The sequence below is a fragment of the Burkholderia sp. RF4-BP95 genome (genome assembly GCF_001521985.1).
Lineage (GTDB): Bacteria > Pseudomonadota > Gammaproteobacteria > Burkholderiales > Burkholderiaceae > Burkholderia > Burkholderia diffusa.
Genome location: NZ_LOSX01000008.1, coordinates 192,182 through 206,983, shown reverse-complemented (window position 1 = coordinate 206,983; position 14,802 = coordinate 192,182). Strand labels below are relative to the sequence as shown.

At 67.9% G+C, this 14,802-nt stretch carries 14 protein-coding genes; 8 read left to right on the top strand and 6 right to left on the bottom strand.

From position 1 onward, the window contains the following. Positions 1–21: 21 nt before the first annotated feature. From WS46_RS01435 to pyrF, 3 genes are all read left to right on the top strand, one after another. Positions 22–837 carry an SDR family NAD(P)-dependent oxidoreductase gene (locus WS46_RS01435; RefSeq protein WP_059689094.1) on the top strand — a complete coding sequence of 272 codons (816 nt, stop codon included), beginning with the start codon at positions 22–24 and terminating at the stop codon, positions 835–837. A 74-nt stretch (positions 838–911) separates the two neighbouring features. Then, positions 912–1,976 (top strand): aldose 1-epimerase, encoded by a 1,065-nt coding sequence (locus WS46_RS01430; protein WP_059689093.1) that lies wholly within the window; start codon positions 912–914, stop codon positions 1,974–1,976. Between the two features lie 39 nt (positions 1,977–2,015). Beyond that, on the top strand, positions 2,016–2,843 hold the full coding sequence (gene pyrF, locus WS46_RS01425) for an orotidine-5'-phosphate decarboxylase (RefSeq protein ID WP_059535255.1): 828 nt from the start codon (positions 2,016–2,018) through the stop codon (positions 2,841–2,843). A gap of 175 nt (positions 2,844–3,018) precedes the next feature. Here the strand turns inward: pyrF and WS46_RS01420 are convergent, their stop codons facing one another. From WS46_RS01420 to thiL, 3 genes are read right to left on the bottom strand one after another with little or no spacing between them, the layout of a single operon-like run. Then, complete coding sequence (locus WS46_RS01420; RefSeq protein WP_059689092.1) at positions 3,019–3,519, bottom strand: CinA family protein; 501 nt, start codon at positions 3,517–3,519, stop codon at positions 3,019–3,021. 31 nt (positions 3,520–3,550) lie between these two features. Then, positions 3,551–4,093 carry a phosphatidylglycerophosphatase A gene (locus WS46_RS01415; RefSeq protein WP_059689091.1) on the bottom strand — a complete coding sequence of 181 codons (543 nt, stop codon included), beginning with the start codon at positions 4,091–4,093 and terminating at the stop codon, positions 3,551–3,553. Then, positions 4,083–5,117, bottom strand: coding sequence for a thiamine-phosphate kinase (gene thiL, locus WS46_RS01410; protein ID WP_156437185.1), 1,035 nt, complete (start codon positions 5,115–5,117; stop codon positions 4,083–4,085). The genes WS46_RS01415 and thiL overlap by 11 nt, the downstream gene beginning before the upstream one ends. Before the next feature lie 100 nt (positions 5,118–5,217). Here thiL and WS46_RS01405 point away from each other — a divergent pair, with 100 nt between their 5' ends. The 3 genes from WS46_RS01405 (at position 5,218) to WS46_RS01395 (ending at position 8,951) form a co-directional block, all read left to right on the top strand. Then, entirely contained in the window at positions 5,218–7,560 is a 2,343-nt protein-coding gene (locus WS46_RS01405; RefSeq protein WP_290371022.1) for an NADP-dependent malic enzyme, read from the top strand. A gap of 379 nt (positions 7,561–7,939) precedes the next feature. Beyond that, the gene (locus WS46_RS01400; protein WP_014898117.1) at positions 7,940–8,371 is read left to right on the top strand and encodes a ribonuclease; all 432 of its coding nucleotides are present in this window, start codon (positions 7,940–7,942) and stop codon (positions 8,369–8,371) included. 16 nt (positions 8,372–8,387) lie between these two features. Continuing rightward, the gene (locus tag WS46_RS01395; RefSeq protein ID WP_059535504.1) at positions 8,388–8,951 is read left to right on the top strand and encodes a barstar family protein; all 564 of its coding nucleotides are present in this window, start codon (positions 8,388–8,390) and stop codon (positions 8,949–8,951) included. A 139-nt stretch (positions 8,952–9,090) separates the two neighbouring features. Here WS46_RS01395 and WS46_RS01390 read toward each other — a convergent pair whose 3' ends face one another. The 3 genes from WS46_RS01390 to speE form a co-directional block, all read right to left on the bottom strand. Continuing rightward, positions 9,091–9,858 carry a 16S rRNA (uracil(1498)-N(3))-methyltransferase gene (locus WS46_RS01390; RefSeq protein ID WP_059689088.1) on the bottom strand — a complete coding sequence of 256 codons (768 nt, stop codon included), beginning with the start codon at positions 9,856–9,858 and terminating at the stop codon, positions 9,091–9,093. Positions 9,859–9,875: 17 nt separating this feature from the next. Continuing rightward, complete coding sequence (locus tag WS46_RS01385; protein ID WP_059535265.1) at positions 9,876–10,292, bottom strand: glyoxalase/bleomycin resistance/extradiol dioxygenase family protein; 417 nt, start codon at positions 10,290–10,292, stop codon at positions 9,876–9,878. A gap of 206 nt (positions 10,293–10,498) precedes the next feature. Then, complete coding sequence (gene speE, locus WS46_RS01380) at positions 10,499–11,356, bottom strand: polyamine aminopropyltransferase (RefSeq protein WP_059689087.1); 858 nt, start codon at positions 11,354–11,356, stop codon at positions 10,499–10,501. 216 nt (positions 11,357–11,572) lie between these two features. Between speE and tkt the strand changes: the two genes are divergently transcribed. Next, positions 11,573–13,645 (top strand): transketolase, encoded by a 2,073-nt coding sequence (gene tkt, locus WS46_RS01375; RefSeq protein ID WP_059689086.1) that lies wholly within the window; start codon positions 11,573–11,575, stop codon positions 13,643–13,645. Between the two features lie 86 nt (positions 13,646–13,731). After that, the gene (gene gap, locus WS46_RS01370; protein WP_006476940.1) at positions 13,732–14,742 is read left to right on the top strand and encodes a type I glyceraldehyde-3-phosphate dehydrogenase; all 1,011 of its coding nucleotides are present in this window, start codon (positions 13,732–13,734) and stop codon (positions 14,740–14,742) included. The last annotated feature ends 60 nt before the right edge of the window (positions 14,743–14,802 follow it).

Genomic DNA, 14,802 nt, shown 5'->3' with positions numbered 1-14,802 from the left:
GATTCCACGGAGACGATTCGCATGACCAACGAAACTTCCGCGCAGGATCCGCGCGCCGCGAGCGACGCGCGCTATGCGCGCTACCCGAGCCTGGAGGATCGCGCGGTGCTGATCACGGGCGGCGCGACCGGAATCGGCGCGGCGTTCGTCGAGCACTTCGCGCGGCAGGGCGCGCGCGTGGCGTTCGTCGATCTCGACGCGCACGCGGGCCAGGCGCTTGCGGAAAACCTCGCGCAGGCGCCGGACGTGCGCCACGCGCCGCTGTTCATCCCGTGCGATCTGACCGACATCGACGCGCTGCGCCATGCGATCGACGCGATCCGCGCGCGCATCGGCGCGATCGCGGTGCTCGTGAACAACGCGGCGAACGACACGCGCCACGCGATCGGCGACGTGACGCCCGAATCGTTCGACGCGGGCATCGCGGTGAACCTGCGCCATCAGTTCTTCGCCGCGCAGGCGGTGATCGACGACATGAAGAAGCGCGGCGGCGGCGCGATCGTCAATCTCGGTTCGATCAGCTGGATGCTGAAGAACGGCGGCTACCCCGTCTACGTGATGGCGAAGGCGGCCGTGCAGGGCCTCACGCGCGGGCTCGCGCGCGATCTCGGCCCGTTCGGGATCCGCGTGAATTCGCTGGTGCCCGGCTGGGTGATGACCGACAAGCAGCGCAGGCTGTGGCTCGACGACGCGGGCCGCGCGGCGATCAAGGCCGGCCAGTGCATCGACGCCGAGCTGCTGCCGGACGATCTCGCGCGCATGGCGCTGTTTCTCGCGGCCGACGACAGCCGGATGATTACCGCGCAGGACGTGGTGGTCGACGGCGGCTGGGCCTGATTGCCGAGGTTCGCGTTCGCGCGGCACCGCGCGACGACCCGTATCGCTTCATCGACGAAGGAAAGGAGCTCACCATGACCGCCACGTCCTCGCGCGCATCGTCGTCGTCCACGAGCCAGTCGCGCCGCGCGCGCCTGGCTGCCGCCGCGCAGCCGGTCAGCGCCGGCCCGCAGACCGCCGCGTTCGCGCAGGGCGTCGGCGCCGCGCATGCGGCGGCCGTCACGCTGTCGAACGCGTCGCTGCGGCTCGACGTGCTGCCGCACCTGGGCGGCGGCATCGCGCGCTTCGACTGGCGCGGCGACCACGGCGCGCTGGTGCCGGTGTTCCGGCGGTGCGAGCACCCGGAAACGGCGACGGATCCGAACGCGCTCGCGTGCTATCCGCTGCTGCCGTACTCGAACCGGATCGGCAACGGCCGCTTCGAATGCGACGGACGCAGCGTCGCGGTGCCGCGCAACCGCCGCGACGAGCCGCTGCCGATTCACGGCGACGGCTGGCTCGCGCCGTGGCAGGTGGACGACGCGACCGACACGACGCTGCAGCTGTCGCTCGATCGCGCGAGCGGCGCGCCGTACGCGTTTCGCGCGATCCAGTCGTTCGCGCTCGACGACACGACGCTGTCGATCGCGCTGACGATCGAAAACGCGGGGCGTGCACGGCTGCCGTTCGGGCTCGGCCTGCATCCGTTCCTCGTGCGCGACGACGCGACCGAGCTGGCCGCGGCCGCGGGCGGCCTGTGGCTGTCGGGCACGGATTTTCTGCCGGTGCGGCACGTGAGCGTGCCGCCGGCCTGGCAGTTCGGCGTCGCGTATCCGTTGCCGGCGACGCTCGTCAATCATGCGTTTACCGGCTGGGGCGGCCACGCGACGGTAAGCTGGCCGCGCCGCGGGCTGTTGCTGACGATCGCGGCCGACGCCGATTCGTACGTGCTCTATACGCCGCCCGGCGAGCATTTCTTCTGCTTCGAGCCGGTCGATCATCCGATCAATGCGGTGAACCTGCCGGGCGGCGCGGCCGCGCACGGGATGACGCTGCTCGCACCGGGCGAGCGGTTCACGCGGCGTTTCGCGTTCACCGTCGAACGGTCCGATGCGCGCATCGACGCCGCCGCGCGCGAAGGACACCGGCGACGCGGGTAAAATACGCGGTCTACCAACGGTTTGCCGCGAGTATCCGCCATGTCTTCCCCGCTTACTTTCATCGAATCGCTGCGCGCCGCGTGGCAGCGCACGAATTCGCTGCTGTGCGTCGGCCTCGATCCCGAGCCGTCGCGCTTTCCCGTGCAGTTCGACGGCCAGCCCGACGCGATCTTCGAATTCTGCCGGCAGATCGTCGACGCGACCGCGCAGTATGCGAGCGCGTTCAAGCCGCAGATCGCGTACTTCGCCGCGCATCGCGCGGAAGATCAGCTCGAGCGCCTGATCGCGCACATCCACCTCCAGCATCCGGGCCTGCCCGTGATCCTCGACGCGAAGCGCGGCGACATCGGCAGCACGGCCGAGCAGTACGCGCGCGAGGCGTTCGAGCGCTATCGCGCGGACGCGGTCACCGTGAACCCGTACATGGGCTACGACTCGGTGGAGCCGTACTTCGAGCATGAAGGCAAGGGCGTGATCGTGCTGTGCCGCACGTCGAACCCGGGCGGGTCGGACCTGCAGTTCCTCGACACCAACGGCCGGCCGCTGTACCAGGTCGTGGCCGACCTCGCGGCGAACAAGTGGAATGCGAAGAACGGCCAGCTCGGCCTGGTGGTTGGCGCGACGTTCCCGAAGGAAATCGAGATCGTGCGCGGGATCGTCGGCGACATGCCGCTCCTGATCCCCGGCATCGGCGCGCAGGGCGGCGACGTGCAGGCGACCGTCAATGCGGGCCGCACCGCCGACGGCACCGGGATGATGATCAACTCGTCGCGCGCGATCCTGTACGCGAGCAAGGGCGAGGATTTCGCCGAAGCCGCCGCGCTCGCCGCGCAGAAGACGCGCGATACGATCAACGCGTATCGCTGAAACACGGGCCGCCCGTCTGGGCGGCCTTTCACCGCCAAGCCCGCATCCGCGGGCCGCGCGGCAGGACGCGCCCGGCCTGCCGGTCACGGCGGACTAGAACGGGAGCGTCGCGAAGCACGACGCGATCCGGCTGGCGGGCACGGGCGGAGGCCGCCCCTGCCGCTGCGCCGGCGAATCAGCGTTCGCGTTCGTCGAGCAGCTTCAGCAGTCCGCGCAGCGCATGCGTGGCCGCCTGCGTGCGGATCTGCTCGCGGTCGCCCTTGAACACGAGGGTCTCGACGTCGGTATGCAGCCGGTTGCTCCACGCGAACGACACGGTGCCGACCGGCTTCTTCTCGCTGCCGCCCGCCGGGCCGGCGATGCCGGTGACGGACAGCGCGACCTGCGCGCGGCTGTTGCGCAGCGCGCCTTCGGCCATCGCGCGCGCGACCGGCTCGCTGACGGCGCCGTGTTTCTCGATCAGGTCGGACGGCACGCCGATCATGTCGATCTTCGACTGGTTCGAGTAGGTGACGAAGCCGCGCTCGAACCACTGGCTGCTGCCGGAGATGTCGGTGATCGCGGCGGCGATCATGCCGCCCGTGCAGGATTCGGCGGTGGCGAGCGACAGGTGCTCGTCACGCAGCTTGTTGCCTGCGCGGATCGCAAGCTGATGGACGACGGAATCGGTTGGCATGCGCGTCGGGAAACGGGAGTCGGGAAATCGGTCAGCCGACGACGGAGCGCCAGAACGCGATCACGAGCAGCGTCATGAACGTGGCGATCAGGTCGTCGACCATGATGCCGAGCCCGCCTTTCACGCGACGGTCGAAATAGCGGATCGGCGGCGGCTTGAGCATGTCGAAGAAGCGGAACACGACGAACGCCCACAACTGGCCGATGAAGGTCGCGGGCGTGACGAACAGCATCACGAGCCAGATCGCGACGATTTCGTCCCAGACGACGGCGCCCGGATCGGACGTGCCCATCTTCCGCGCGGTGAAACCGGTGATCCACGTGCCCGCCGCGAAACCAACCGCGATCAGCGCCCACCATTCGGGCACCGTCAGGTAGCGGTTGAACACCACGAACGTGAGCCAGCCGAACAGCGAGCCGAACGTGCCGGGCATGAACGGCGCGAGCCCGCTGCCGAAGCCGAGCGACACGATGTGCGCCGGGTGCGACAGCATGAAGCGCGCGGTGGCGCGCTGCGGCACGTGTCGGGCGGCGCCGGGCGCGGCCGCGGATTGCGCGGTCGGATCAGTCTGCATGGAAGTGGTCGAAACCGTGCAACGTGAGAGTCAGGGGGGCGCCGGCGGCGTCGCGCCACGCGATCGCGGGCTGCTCCGACGGCGAGGACAACGCGTGTATTGTACCGACTCGCGTCACCCGAACGCCGGCGCTCGCGCCCGCTGCCTCGATCGCCGCGCGGGCCGCGGCCGGCGCGGTGAAGCACAGTTCGTAATCGTCGCCGCCGGCGAGCGTGCAGCGTCGCTGCACGTCGGGCGGCAGCGTCGCGAGCGCGGCCGAGCGCGGCACCGCGTCCGCGTCGATCTCGGCGCGCACGTTCGAGCGGGTCAGGATGTGCTGCAAGTCGCCGGCGAGGCCGTCCGAGATGTCCAGCGCCGCGTGCGCGACGCCGGCGAGCGCAAGCCCGAGCGCGATGCGCGGCTCGGGACGCTCGAGCGCCTGCCGGAACGCGGCGGCTTCGTTCGCGCCGGCGGTCCATTCGCCGCGCGCGAGCCCGAGCCCCGCGCGGGCGTCGCCGAGCGTGCCGGACACCCAGACGTCGTCGCCGTCGCGCGCGGCGTCGCGCCGCAGCGCCGCGTCCGGCGAGACTTCGCCGAACACGGTCACGCACAGGTTCAGCGGCCCGCTCGTCGTGTCGCCGCCGATCAGTTCGCAGCCGAACCGCTCGGCGAGCGCGAACAGCCCGTTGCTGAACGCCTCGAGCCACGCCGCGTCGGCGCGCGGCAGCGCGCACGCGAGCGTGAACGCGCGCGGCTCGGCGCCCATCGCCGCGAGATCCGACAGGTTGACCGCGAGCGTCTTGTGGCCGAGCGCGTCGGGCGCGACATCGGGGAAGAAATGGCGGCCCTCGACCAGCATGTCCGTCGAAATGGCCAGCAATTTGCCGGATCGAGGCGCGATCAGCGCGCAATCATCGCCGATGCCGAGCGTCGACGCACGCGCCCCCCGGGCCGCGCGGCGCGCGAAGAAGCGATCGATCAGCGAAAACTCGGACAAGGCGGCTGGCACGGCGGACGAACCCGGAAGCGGTGAAGGGAACGGCATTGTACGCAGCGAACGGCGCCGTTCCTGCACCGTTCAGTACATTTTTGTCGCGGCTGTTGCACCCGAATCGCCGGTCTGGCGGCCTTCGATTGGCGCTACAATGCCGTCGAACAGTTATTCTAATCCGCACGTCAAGAGACACATGTCGACCCAAGCCTCCTCCAAAGCCAAGCTCCGCGAAGCCGCTCTCGACTATCACGAATTCCCGACCCCGGGGAAAATCGCGATCGCCCCGACCAAGCAGATGATCAACCAGCGCGACCTCGCGCTCGCGTATTCGCCGGGCGTCGCGTACGCGTGCGAGGAGATCGTCGAGAACCCGCTGAACGCCGCGCGCTTCACGGCGCGCAGCAACCTGGTCGGCGTCGTCACGAACGGCACGGCGGTGCTCGGGCTCGGCAACATCGGCCCGCTCGCGTCGAAGCCGGTGATGGAAGGCAAGGCCGTACTGTTCAAGAAGTTTGCCGGCATCGACGTGTTCGACATCGAGCTGAACGAGTCGGACCCGCACAAGCTGGTCGACGTGATCGCCGCACTGGAGCCGACCTTCGGCGGGATCAACCTGGAAGACATCAAGGCGCCGGACTGCTTCATCGTCGAACGCGAAGCGCGCAAGCGGATGAAGATTCCGGTGTTCCACGACGACCAGCACGGCACCGCGATCGTCGTGGCCGCGGCCGTCACGAACGGCCTGAAGGTCGTCGGCAAGGACATCAAGAAGGTGAAGCTCGTCGCGTCCGGCGCGGGGGCGGCCGCGCTCGCGTGCCTGGACCTGCTGGTCGACATCGGCCTGCCGCTCGAGAACATCACGGTGACCGACCTGGCCGGCGTGGTCTACAAGGGCCGCACCGAGCTGATGGATCCGGACAAGGAGCGTTTCGCCCGCGAAACCGAAGCCCGCACGCTGGCCGAGGTGATCGACGGCGCGGACATCTTCCTCGGCCTGTCGGCCGCCGGCGTGCTGAAGCCGGAGATGGTGAAGGGCATGGCCGAGCGCCCGCTGATCCTCGCGCTCGCGAACCCGACGCCGGAAATCCTGCCGGAAGCGGCGCTCGAAGTGCGCCCCGACGCGATTCTCGCAACCGGCCGCACCGACTACCCGAACCAGGTCAACAACGTCCTGTGCTTCCCGTTCATCTTCCGCGGCGCGCTCGACGTCGGCGCGACGACGATCACGCGTGAAATGGAGATCGCGGCCGTCAACGCGATCGCCGAGCTGGCGCAGCACGAGCAGAGCGACATCGTCGCGACCGCATACGGGATCCAGGACCTGTCGTTCGGGCCCGAATACCTGATTCCGAAGCCGTTCGATCCGCGCCTGATCGTCAAGATCGCGCCGGCCGTCGCACAGGCCGCGATGGACGGCGGCGTCGCGACGCGCCCGATCGAGGACATGGAGGCGTACCGCGTTCACCTCCAGCAGTTCGTGTACCACAGCGGCACGACGATGAAGCCGATCTTCCAGCTCGCGCGCAGCGCGCCGGCGGAGAAGAAGCGCGTCGTGTTCGCGGAGGGCGAGGAAGAGCGCGTGCTGCGCGCCGTTCAGATCATCGTCGACGAGAAGCTCGCCAAGCCGATCCTGATCGGCCGTCCGTCGGTGATCGAGCACCGTATCCAGCGCTACGGCCTGCGCCTCACGGCGGGCACCGACTTCACGGTCGTCAACACCGAGCACGACGAGCGCTACCGCGATTTCTGGCAAACGTACTACAAGATGATGGCGCGCAAGGGCATCAGCGAGCAGCTGGCCCGTGTGGAAATGCGCCGTCGCACGACGCTGATCGGCTCGATGCTGGTGAAGAAGGGCGAAGCGGACGGGATGATCTGCGGCACGATCAGCACCACGCACCGCCACCTGCACTTCATCGACCAGGTGATCGGCAAGCGCCCGGGCTGCAGCGTGTATGCGGCGATGAACGGCCTCGTGCTGCCGGGCCGCCAGATCTTCCTGGTCGACACGCATGTGAACGTCGATCCGACCCCGGAGCAACTTGCCGAGATCACGATCATGGCCGCGGAAGAAGTGCGCCGGTTCGGTATCGAGCCGAAGGTCGCGCTGCTGTCGCACTCGAATTTCGGCACGAGCAACGCGCCTTCGGCGCAGAAGATGCGCGATACGCTCGCGATCCTGCAGGAACGTGCGCCGGAGTTGAAGGTCGACGGCGAAATGCACGGCGACGTCGCGCTCGACGCCGCGCTGCGCAAGGAAATCCTGCCGGAATCGACGCTGGAAGGCGACGCGAACCTGCTGATCCTGCCGAACATCGACGCCGCGAACATCGCGTACAACCTGCTGAAGACGGCCGCCGGCAACAACATCGCGATCGGGCCGATCCTGCTCGGCGCGGCCCAGCCGGTGCACGTGCTGACCGAATCGGCGACCGTTCGCCGCATCGTCAACATGGCGGCGCTGCTGGTCGCCGACGTGAACGCCGCCCGCTGAGCCGGAAAGAATCGCGCGGCAACGGTCGAACCGGTGCCGCGCGTCGGGCGAAATTGTAAACAAAAGCAAAAAGAGGCGTGCCCGCAATGGGCACGCCGTCGGGCAGGGCGCAAACGCGCTTCCCATAAGCAGCAGCAACATCTCTCCACTCCAGGTAGCGAGCGTGGCAAGGAGGCAAAGTCTTGCCATACGAGAGATGCCGTCAATATTCTATCTCATGTAAGATAAATGTAGCCTTATTTCGGTAAAAAATGCGCGATTCCGGGCGGGGCCAGCCTTTCGATTCCCAAACGAACATTGATTCGCGCGGACAATAGCGCTACGCTAACGCCTTTGGTTGGTCGTCAACTACTTGATTTAACAGCGGGAACCCTGGTTCATGGCACGCAAGTGGCTCCGCAACGGCGCGCTCGCGTCCGTCTTCGCGATGTTCGCGATGGGTATCGTCGGTACACCGACGGGCAGTCTGGTTTCCGCCGCTTACGCACGGCAGGCCGCGTCGGCCGACTTGGCCGTCGGCGGGGTCGATACGATCCCGACCGCCCGTCTGCCACGCGAGGCCGTGACCACGCTTGGCCTGATCGGCGCCGGTGGCCCCTATCCGTACGAGAAAGACGGCGTCGTTTTCGGCAACCGCGAGCGGATCCTGCCGAAGGCGAAGCGCGGCTACTACCACGAGTACACGGTGCCGACGCCGCGCGCACGCAATCGCGGCGCGCGCCGGATCGTCTGCGGCGGGCCATTGCGCCGGATCGACAACTGTTATTACACAGACGACCACTACAACAGTTTTAAACGTATTGTTGAATGACTTCGGGATGAACGGAATGAGCGACTCCATCTACGCGCACGATACGGCGGCGGCGGAACTGTTCGCGGCCGGCGACGGCAATCTGTTTCAGCGCGTGATGCAACTCCACGCGGCGGCACAGGCCGGCGGCTCGCCGGAGCAACAGGAAGCCGAGCCCGGGCTTTCATCGAACGAGGAGCCTATGAGCCTTTTCACGACCGTGCGACCCAATCTCGTGCAGTCGATCCGCGCGTTCCGCGTGCAGGATCTCGCCGACGAAGCCAACCGGCTCGGCCAGCATTTCCTGTACGCGCATTGCGGCGCCGCGCAGTCGAAGCAGGAAGTGATGGAGACGATCGCGACGTCGTTCCTGTTTCCGAAACATTTCGGGAAGAACTACGATGCGCTGTACGACTGCCTGACCGACCTGGTCGCGAAGGCCGGCGCGCAGCCCGGTTTCGTGATCGTCCTCGAAGGGCTGCCGATCGCGCAGAAATTCGACAAGGAAGGGCGCGAAACGCTGCTCGACGTGTTCCGCGAAGCCGCCGAATTCTGGGCCGAGCGCAAGGTCGCGTTCCGCGTGTTCTATTCGTTCGCGTAAAGCGCGAACCCGTCGGCCGCCCGAACGCGGCCGATCCGGCAAAAGGCCCGCCTCGCGCGGGCTTTTTTGCGTCCGCGCGACGCATTCGCGTCGCGACCCCGAGAGCCGGCGCGCCGCGTGTCGCGACGCGTCGGGTTCGTCACCAGCCGCCCCAGCGCGCGGCCAGCGCCGCGAGCACAGCCGCGCCGGCCGTCTCGGTGCGCAGCACGCGCGGGCCGAGCGACAACGCGGTGAACCCGCGTGCGCGTGCCGCGTTTTCCTCGTCCGGCGACAGCCCGCCTTCAGGGCCGATCAGCAGCGTGACGGCCGCCGCGGGCGGCGCGTCGGGCAGCGACGCGAACGGGATGCTCGCGCGCGGCGACAGCAGCAGCCGCAGCTCGCCGTCGGCCGGCGCGGCCGGCAGCCCATCGAGCCAGGCGCCGAAGCCGCGTACCGGCGCGACGTCGGGCACGCGGTTGCGCCCGCATTGTTCGCACGACGCGCGCACGACGCCGCGCCAGTGCGCGACGCGCTTGTCCGCGCGCTCGCCGGACAGTTTCACGACGCCGCGCGCGGTCGACAGCGGCACGACCGCCGCGACGCCGAGCTCGACGGCCTTCTCGATCACCCAATCCATCTTGTCGCCGCCGGCGATGCCTTGCGCGAGCGTCACGCGATACGGCGGCTCGGCCTCGGCCGGGTCGAACGCCTCGATCTGCGCGAGCGCGCTGCGCTTGTCGATCTCGACGAGCCGCGCGCGGTACTGGCCGCCGCTGCCGTCAAACAGCGCCAGCGCGTCGCCGGGCTGCAGCCGCAGCACTTGCGCGTGACGCGCGACGTCGGCCGGCAACGCGAGCGTCGCGTCGGTGCGCAGCGCCGCCTCGATGAAAAAGCGCGGCACGGCCGCGGTGGTGGTGGCTTCACTCATGCGTATCGCAGCTCCGTTCATGCGCTCAGACGGCGCGCGAGCGCCCAGCGGTAGCCGTCGAGATCCTCGATCTGCGCGAAGCGGTCGCCCCAGAACTGGTCTTGCGGCGCGGTCAGCGATTTGGCGCCCGCGTCGAGCGCGCGCTGCCAGGTCGCATCGACGTCGTCGACATACAAATAGAACGATTGCGGGGCGGTTGCGCCCGCACTCTTCGGCGTGAGCGCGGTGGAGCCGAACGCGCCTTCGGGCGCGAACATCACGATCAGTTGCCCGCGGTAGGTCATCTCGACGTGCATGATCGCGCCGTCCTCGTCGAGGACGTCGCGCAACTCGAAGCCGAATGCGGCCTGGAAGAACTCGATGGCCGCATGCGCATTGCGCACGGCCAGGTAAGGCGTCAACCAAGGCACGTTGGCCGGACGTGGATCGGTCATGAAATCTCCTGTCGAACGGTGTTGGCGCTTGAGCGGTTGCTCCGGTCCCATGCTTGGCAGTCCAACGGATATTGGCGCGCGGGCGCCCGGTGCGGTCCCGCGGACATGCCGGCGGGCCGCGTGCATCGTTCCGGGCGTGGGCGTCGCGGATCGGGCGCGGGAGAACGCGCGACCAACCCGCAGAACGATGCGTCCGCCCGGGACGCTCAGCGACGAACGCCCAGTGTATCGCGCAGCGCGCGCGGCAGGGCAAAGAGGGCCGCATGGAGCCGCGCATCGTAGTAGCGCAAGCCCTGCACGCGGCGCGCGCAGAGACGCTCGTCGATGTCGTGCGCGAACAGCGCGGCGGCATCGAGCGTGTCGCTCGCGATCGCCATCAGCCATTGGGATCCGTACAGCGGCACGTGCGCGGACAACGGATCGACGAACGCGAAGCTCGCGCGCAGGTCGGCGAGCAGCGCGGCGATGCGCGCCGCGTGGAACACCGGCGAGCCGAGATGCAGCGAGATCGCGCCGCACGGCGTGAGGATCCGCTTGAGTCGCGCGTAGAACTCGCGCGTATAGAGGCCGGCCGCCGGCGAATCGGGCGGCGTGAGGTCGAACACGACGAGATCGAAATGCTCGACGGTCGACGTGACGAAATGCGCGGCGTCGCCGATCACGACCTCGACGCGCGGGTCGTCGAGCGCGCCCTGGTGCACGTCGTCGAGATAGCGGCGCGCCATGCCGACCACTTCATCGTCGAGTTCGGCGACGACGATCCGCTCGATGCACGCGTGCTTGAGCAGCTGGCGCGCCGCGCCGCCGTCGCCGCCGCCGAGCACGAGCGCCTTGCGCGGGCACGGATGCGTGAGCGCGGCCGGGTGCGTCATGCACTCGTGGTACACGTATTCGTCGCCGACCGACGTCATCGGCCGTCCGTCCAGCGTGAACAGTCGGCCGAGCTGCGGGGTTTCCCAGACTTCGATGTGCTGGTGCGGCGACGCGACGTGCGCGAGCCGGCGTGCGTTCGGGAAGCCGTACGCGGCGTCGGGCGTGGGATGGAAGAGAAGGGTCGTGTTCACGGGCGGGCCGCTCGGGGCGGGCAGTTCCGACGCCTGAATTATAGGAGGCGTGCGGTTCCGCGGAAAAGCGTGCCGGAACACCGCGCGCCGACAAGGGAAATGTCAGCCCATCTGTTAAAATGTCGAGCTTTGCAGCCCCGTCCGTAGGCTCCGTCCGCTTCGCGTCCGTCAGGCGCCGCACCGCGCGCCGGGAACGATTGACGCTCGAGCTTCCGGATGCCGCCGTGCCCCCGTTTCCTCGACTCGTTCTCCGGACTCGACATGACGACTTCGTCTCCCGCCTCCACCACCCTGATGGCCAACGCGATCCGTGCGCTCGCGATGGACGCCGTCCAGCAAGCGAACTCCGGCCACCCCGGCATGCCGATGGGCATGGCCGAAATCGGCGTTGCGCTCTGGTCGCGCCACCTGAAGCACAACCCGACGAACCCGCACTGGGCAGACCGCGACCGCTTCGTGCTGTCGAACGGCCATGGCTCGATGCTGCTGTACTCGCTGCTGCACCTGACCGGCTACGACCTGCCGATGGAAGAGCTGAAGAACTTCCGCCAGCTGCACTCGAAGACGCCGGGCCACCCGGAATACGGCATCACGCCGGGCGTCGAGACGACCACCGGCCCGCTCGGCCAGGGTCTGGCGAACGCGGTCGGCATGGCGCTCGGCGAGGCGTTGATGGCCGACGAGTTCAACCGTGACGGCGCGAAGATCGTCGATCACCACACGTACGTGTTCCTCGGCGACGGCTGCCTGATGGAAGGCATCTCGCACGAAGCCTGCTCGCTCGCGGGCACGCTGAAGCTGAACAAGCTGATCGCGCTGTACGACGACAACGGCATCTCGATCGACGGCGACGTCGTCAACTGGTTCCACGACGACACCCCGAAGCGCTTCGAAGCCTACGGCTGGAACGTGATTCCGAACGTGAACGGCCATGACGTCGACGCGGTCGACGCGGCGATCGCGAAGGCGAAGCTGTCGGACAAGCCGACGCTGATCTGCTGCAAGACGGTGATCGGCAAGGGCGCGGCGACCAAGGCCGGCGGCCACGACGTGCACGGCGCGGCGCTCGGCGCGGAAGAAATCGCGAAGACGCGCGCAGCGCTCGGCTGGAAGTGGGAACCGTTCGTGATCCCGCAGGAAGTCTATGCGGCATGGGACGCGAAGGAAGCCGGCAAGCGTGCCGAATCCGAGTGGGACGCATCGTTCGCGCAATATCGCGCGAAGTTCCCGGCAGAAGCCGCTGAATTCGAGCGCCGGATGGCCAACAAGCTGCCGGCCGACTGGGCCGAGAAGGCCGCGGCGATCATCGCCGGCGCGAACGAGCGCGCCGAGACGGTCGCGACCCGCAAGGCATCGCAGCAGGCGATCGAAGGGCTGGCTGCCGCACTGCCGGAACTGCTCGGCGGCTCGGCCGACCTGACCGGCTCGAACCTGACCAACTGGAAGGCATCGAAGGCGGTCCGCGCGAACCCGGAAGGCGCGGGCGTGCTGCTCGGCAACCACATCAACTACGGCGTGCGCGAATTCGGCATGAGCGCCGCGATCAACGGCCTCGCGCTGCACGGCGGCCACAAGCCGTTCGGCGGCACCTTCCTGACGTTCTCCGACTACAGCCGCAACGCGCTGCGCGTCGCGTCGCTGATGAAGGTCCCGTCGATCTTCGTGTTCACGCACGATTCGATCGGCCTCGGCGAAGACGGCCCGACGCACCAGTCGATCGAGCACGTGTCGAGCCTGCGCCTGATCCCGAACCACGACGTATGGCGTCCGGCCGACACGGTCGAGACGGCCGTCGCATGGACCCACGCGGTTGCCGCAGACCGTCCGTCGAGCCTGATCTTCAGCCGCCAGAACCTCGCGTTCAACCCGCGCACCGACGCGCAGATCGCGAACATCGAGAAGGGCGGCTACGTTCTGAAGGACTGGGACGAAGAGATCGTCGCGCGCAAGATCATCCTGATCGCGACGGGCTCGGAAGTCGAACTCGCGATGAAGGCCGTCGAGCCGCTCGCGCAGCAGGGCATCGCGGCCCGCGTCGTGTCGATGCCGTCGACCAACGTGTTCGACCGCCAGGACGCCGAATACCGTGAACGCGTGCTGCCGCACGGTGTGCGCCGCGTCGCGATCGAAGCGGGCGTGACCGCGTTCTGGCACAAGTACGTCGGCCTCGAAGGCGGCGTCGTCGGGATCGACACGTTCGGCGAATCGGCCCCGGCCGGCGTGCTGTTCAAGTACTTCGGCTTCACCGTCGAGCACGTCGTCGAGACCGCGAAGGCCGTGCTGGCCTAAAAGCATTCGCGACGCGCGCCACCCCCGCGCGCGTCGCACCGTGAAGCTGCACGAAACGAATTTTTTCAGCCATCAGGAGATAGACCATGACGATTCGCGTCGCAATCAACGGCTACGGCCGTATCGGCCGCAATACGCTGCGCGCGTTTTATGAAAACGGCAAGAAGCACGATCTCGAGATCGTCGCGATCAACGACCTGGGCGATGCGAAGACCAACGCGCACCTGACCCAGTACGACACCGCGCACGGCAAGTTCCCGGGCGAAGTGTCGGTCGACGGCGACTACCTCGTCGTGAACGGCGACAAGATCCGCGTGCTGGCCAACCGCAACCCGGCGGAACTGCCGTGGGGCGAGCTGGGCGTCGACGTCGTGATGGAATGCACGGGCTTCTTCACGACGAAGGAAAAGGCGAGCGCGCACCTGAAGGGCGGCGCGAAGAAGGTGATCATCTCGGCGCCGGGCGGCAAGGACGTCGACGCGACGATCGTCTACGGCGTGAACCACGACGTGCTGAAGGCCGAGCACACCGTCATCTCGAACGCATCGTGCACGACGAACTGCCTCGCGCCGCTCGTCAAGCCGCTGAACGACAAGATCGGCCTCGAAACCGGCCTGATGACGACGATCCACGCGTACACGAACGACCAGGTGCTGACGGACGTCTATCACGAAGACCTGCGCCGCGCGCGTTCGGCCACCCACAGCCAGATCCCGACGAAGACGGGTGCTGCATCGGCCGTCGGCCTCGTGCTGCCGGAACTGAACGGCAAGCTCGACGGTTACGCGATCCGCGTCCCGACGATCAACGTGTCGATCGTCGACCTGTCGTTCATCGCGAAGCGCGACACGACGGTCGAGGAAGTCAACGCGATCATGAAGGAAGCATCGGAAGGCGCGCTGAAGGGCATCCTCGGCTACAACGACGCACCGCTGGTGTCGATCGACTTCAACCACAACCCGGCTTCGTCGACGTTCGACGCGACGCTGACCAAGGTGTCGGGCCGCCTCGTCAAGGTGTCGAGCTGGTACGACAACGAGTGGGGTTTCTCGAACCGCATGCTGGATACGGCAATCGCATTCGCGAACGCGAAGTAATCCCGCACGTCGCGCGGCCGCCGCAAGGCGGTCTGCGTGGCGAACGAGCCCGGCCCGGTT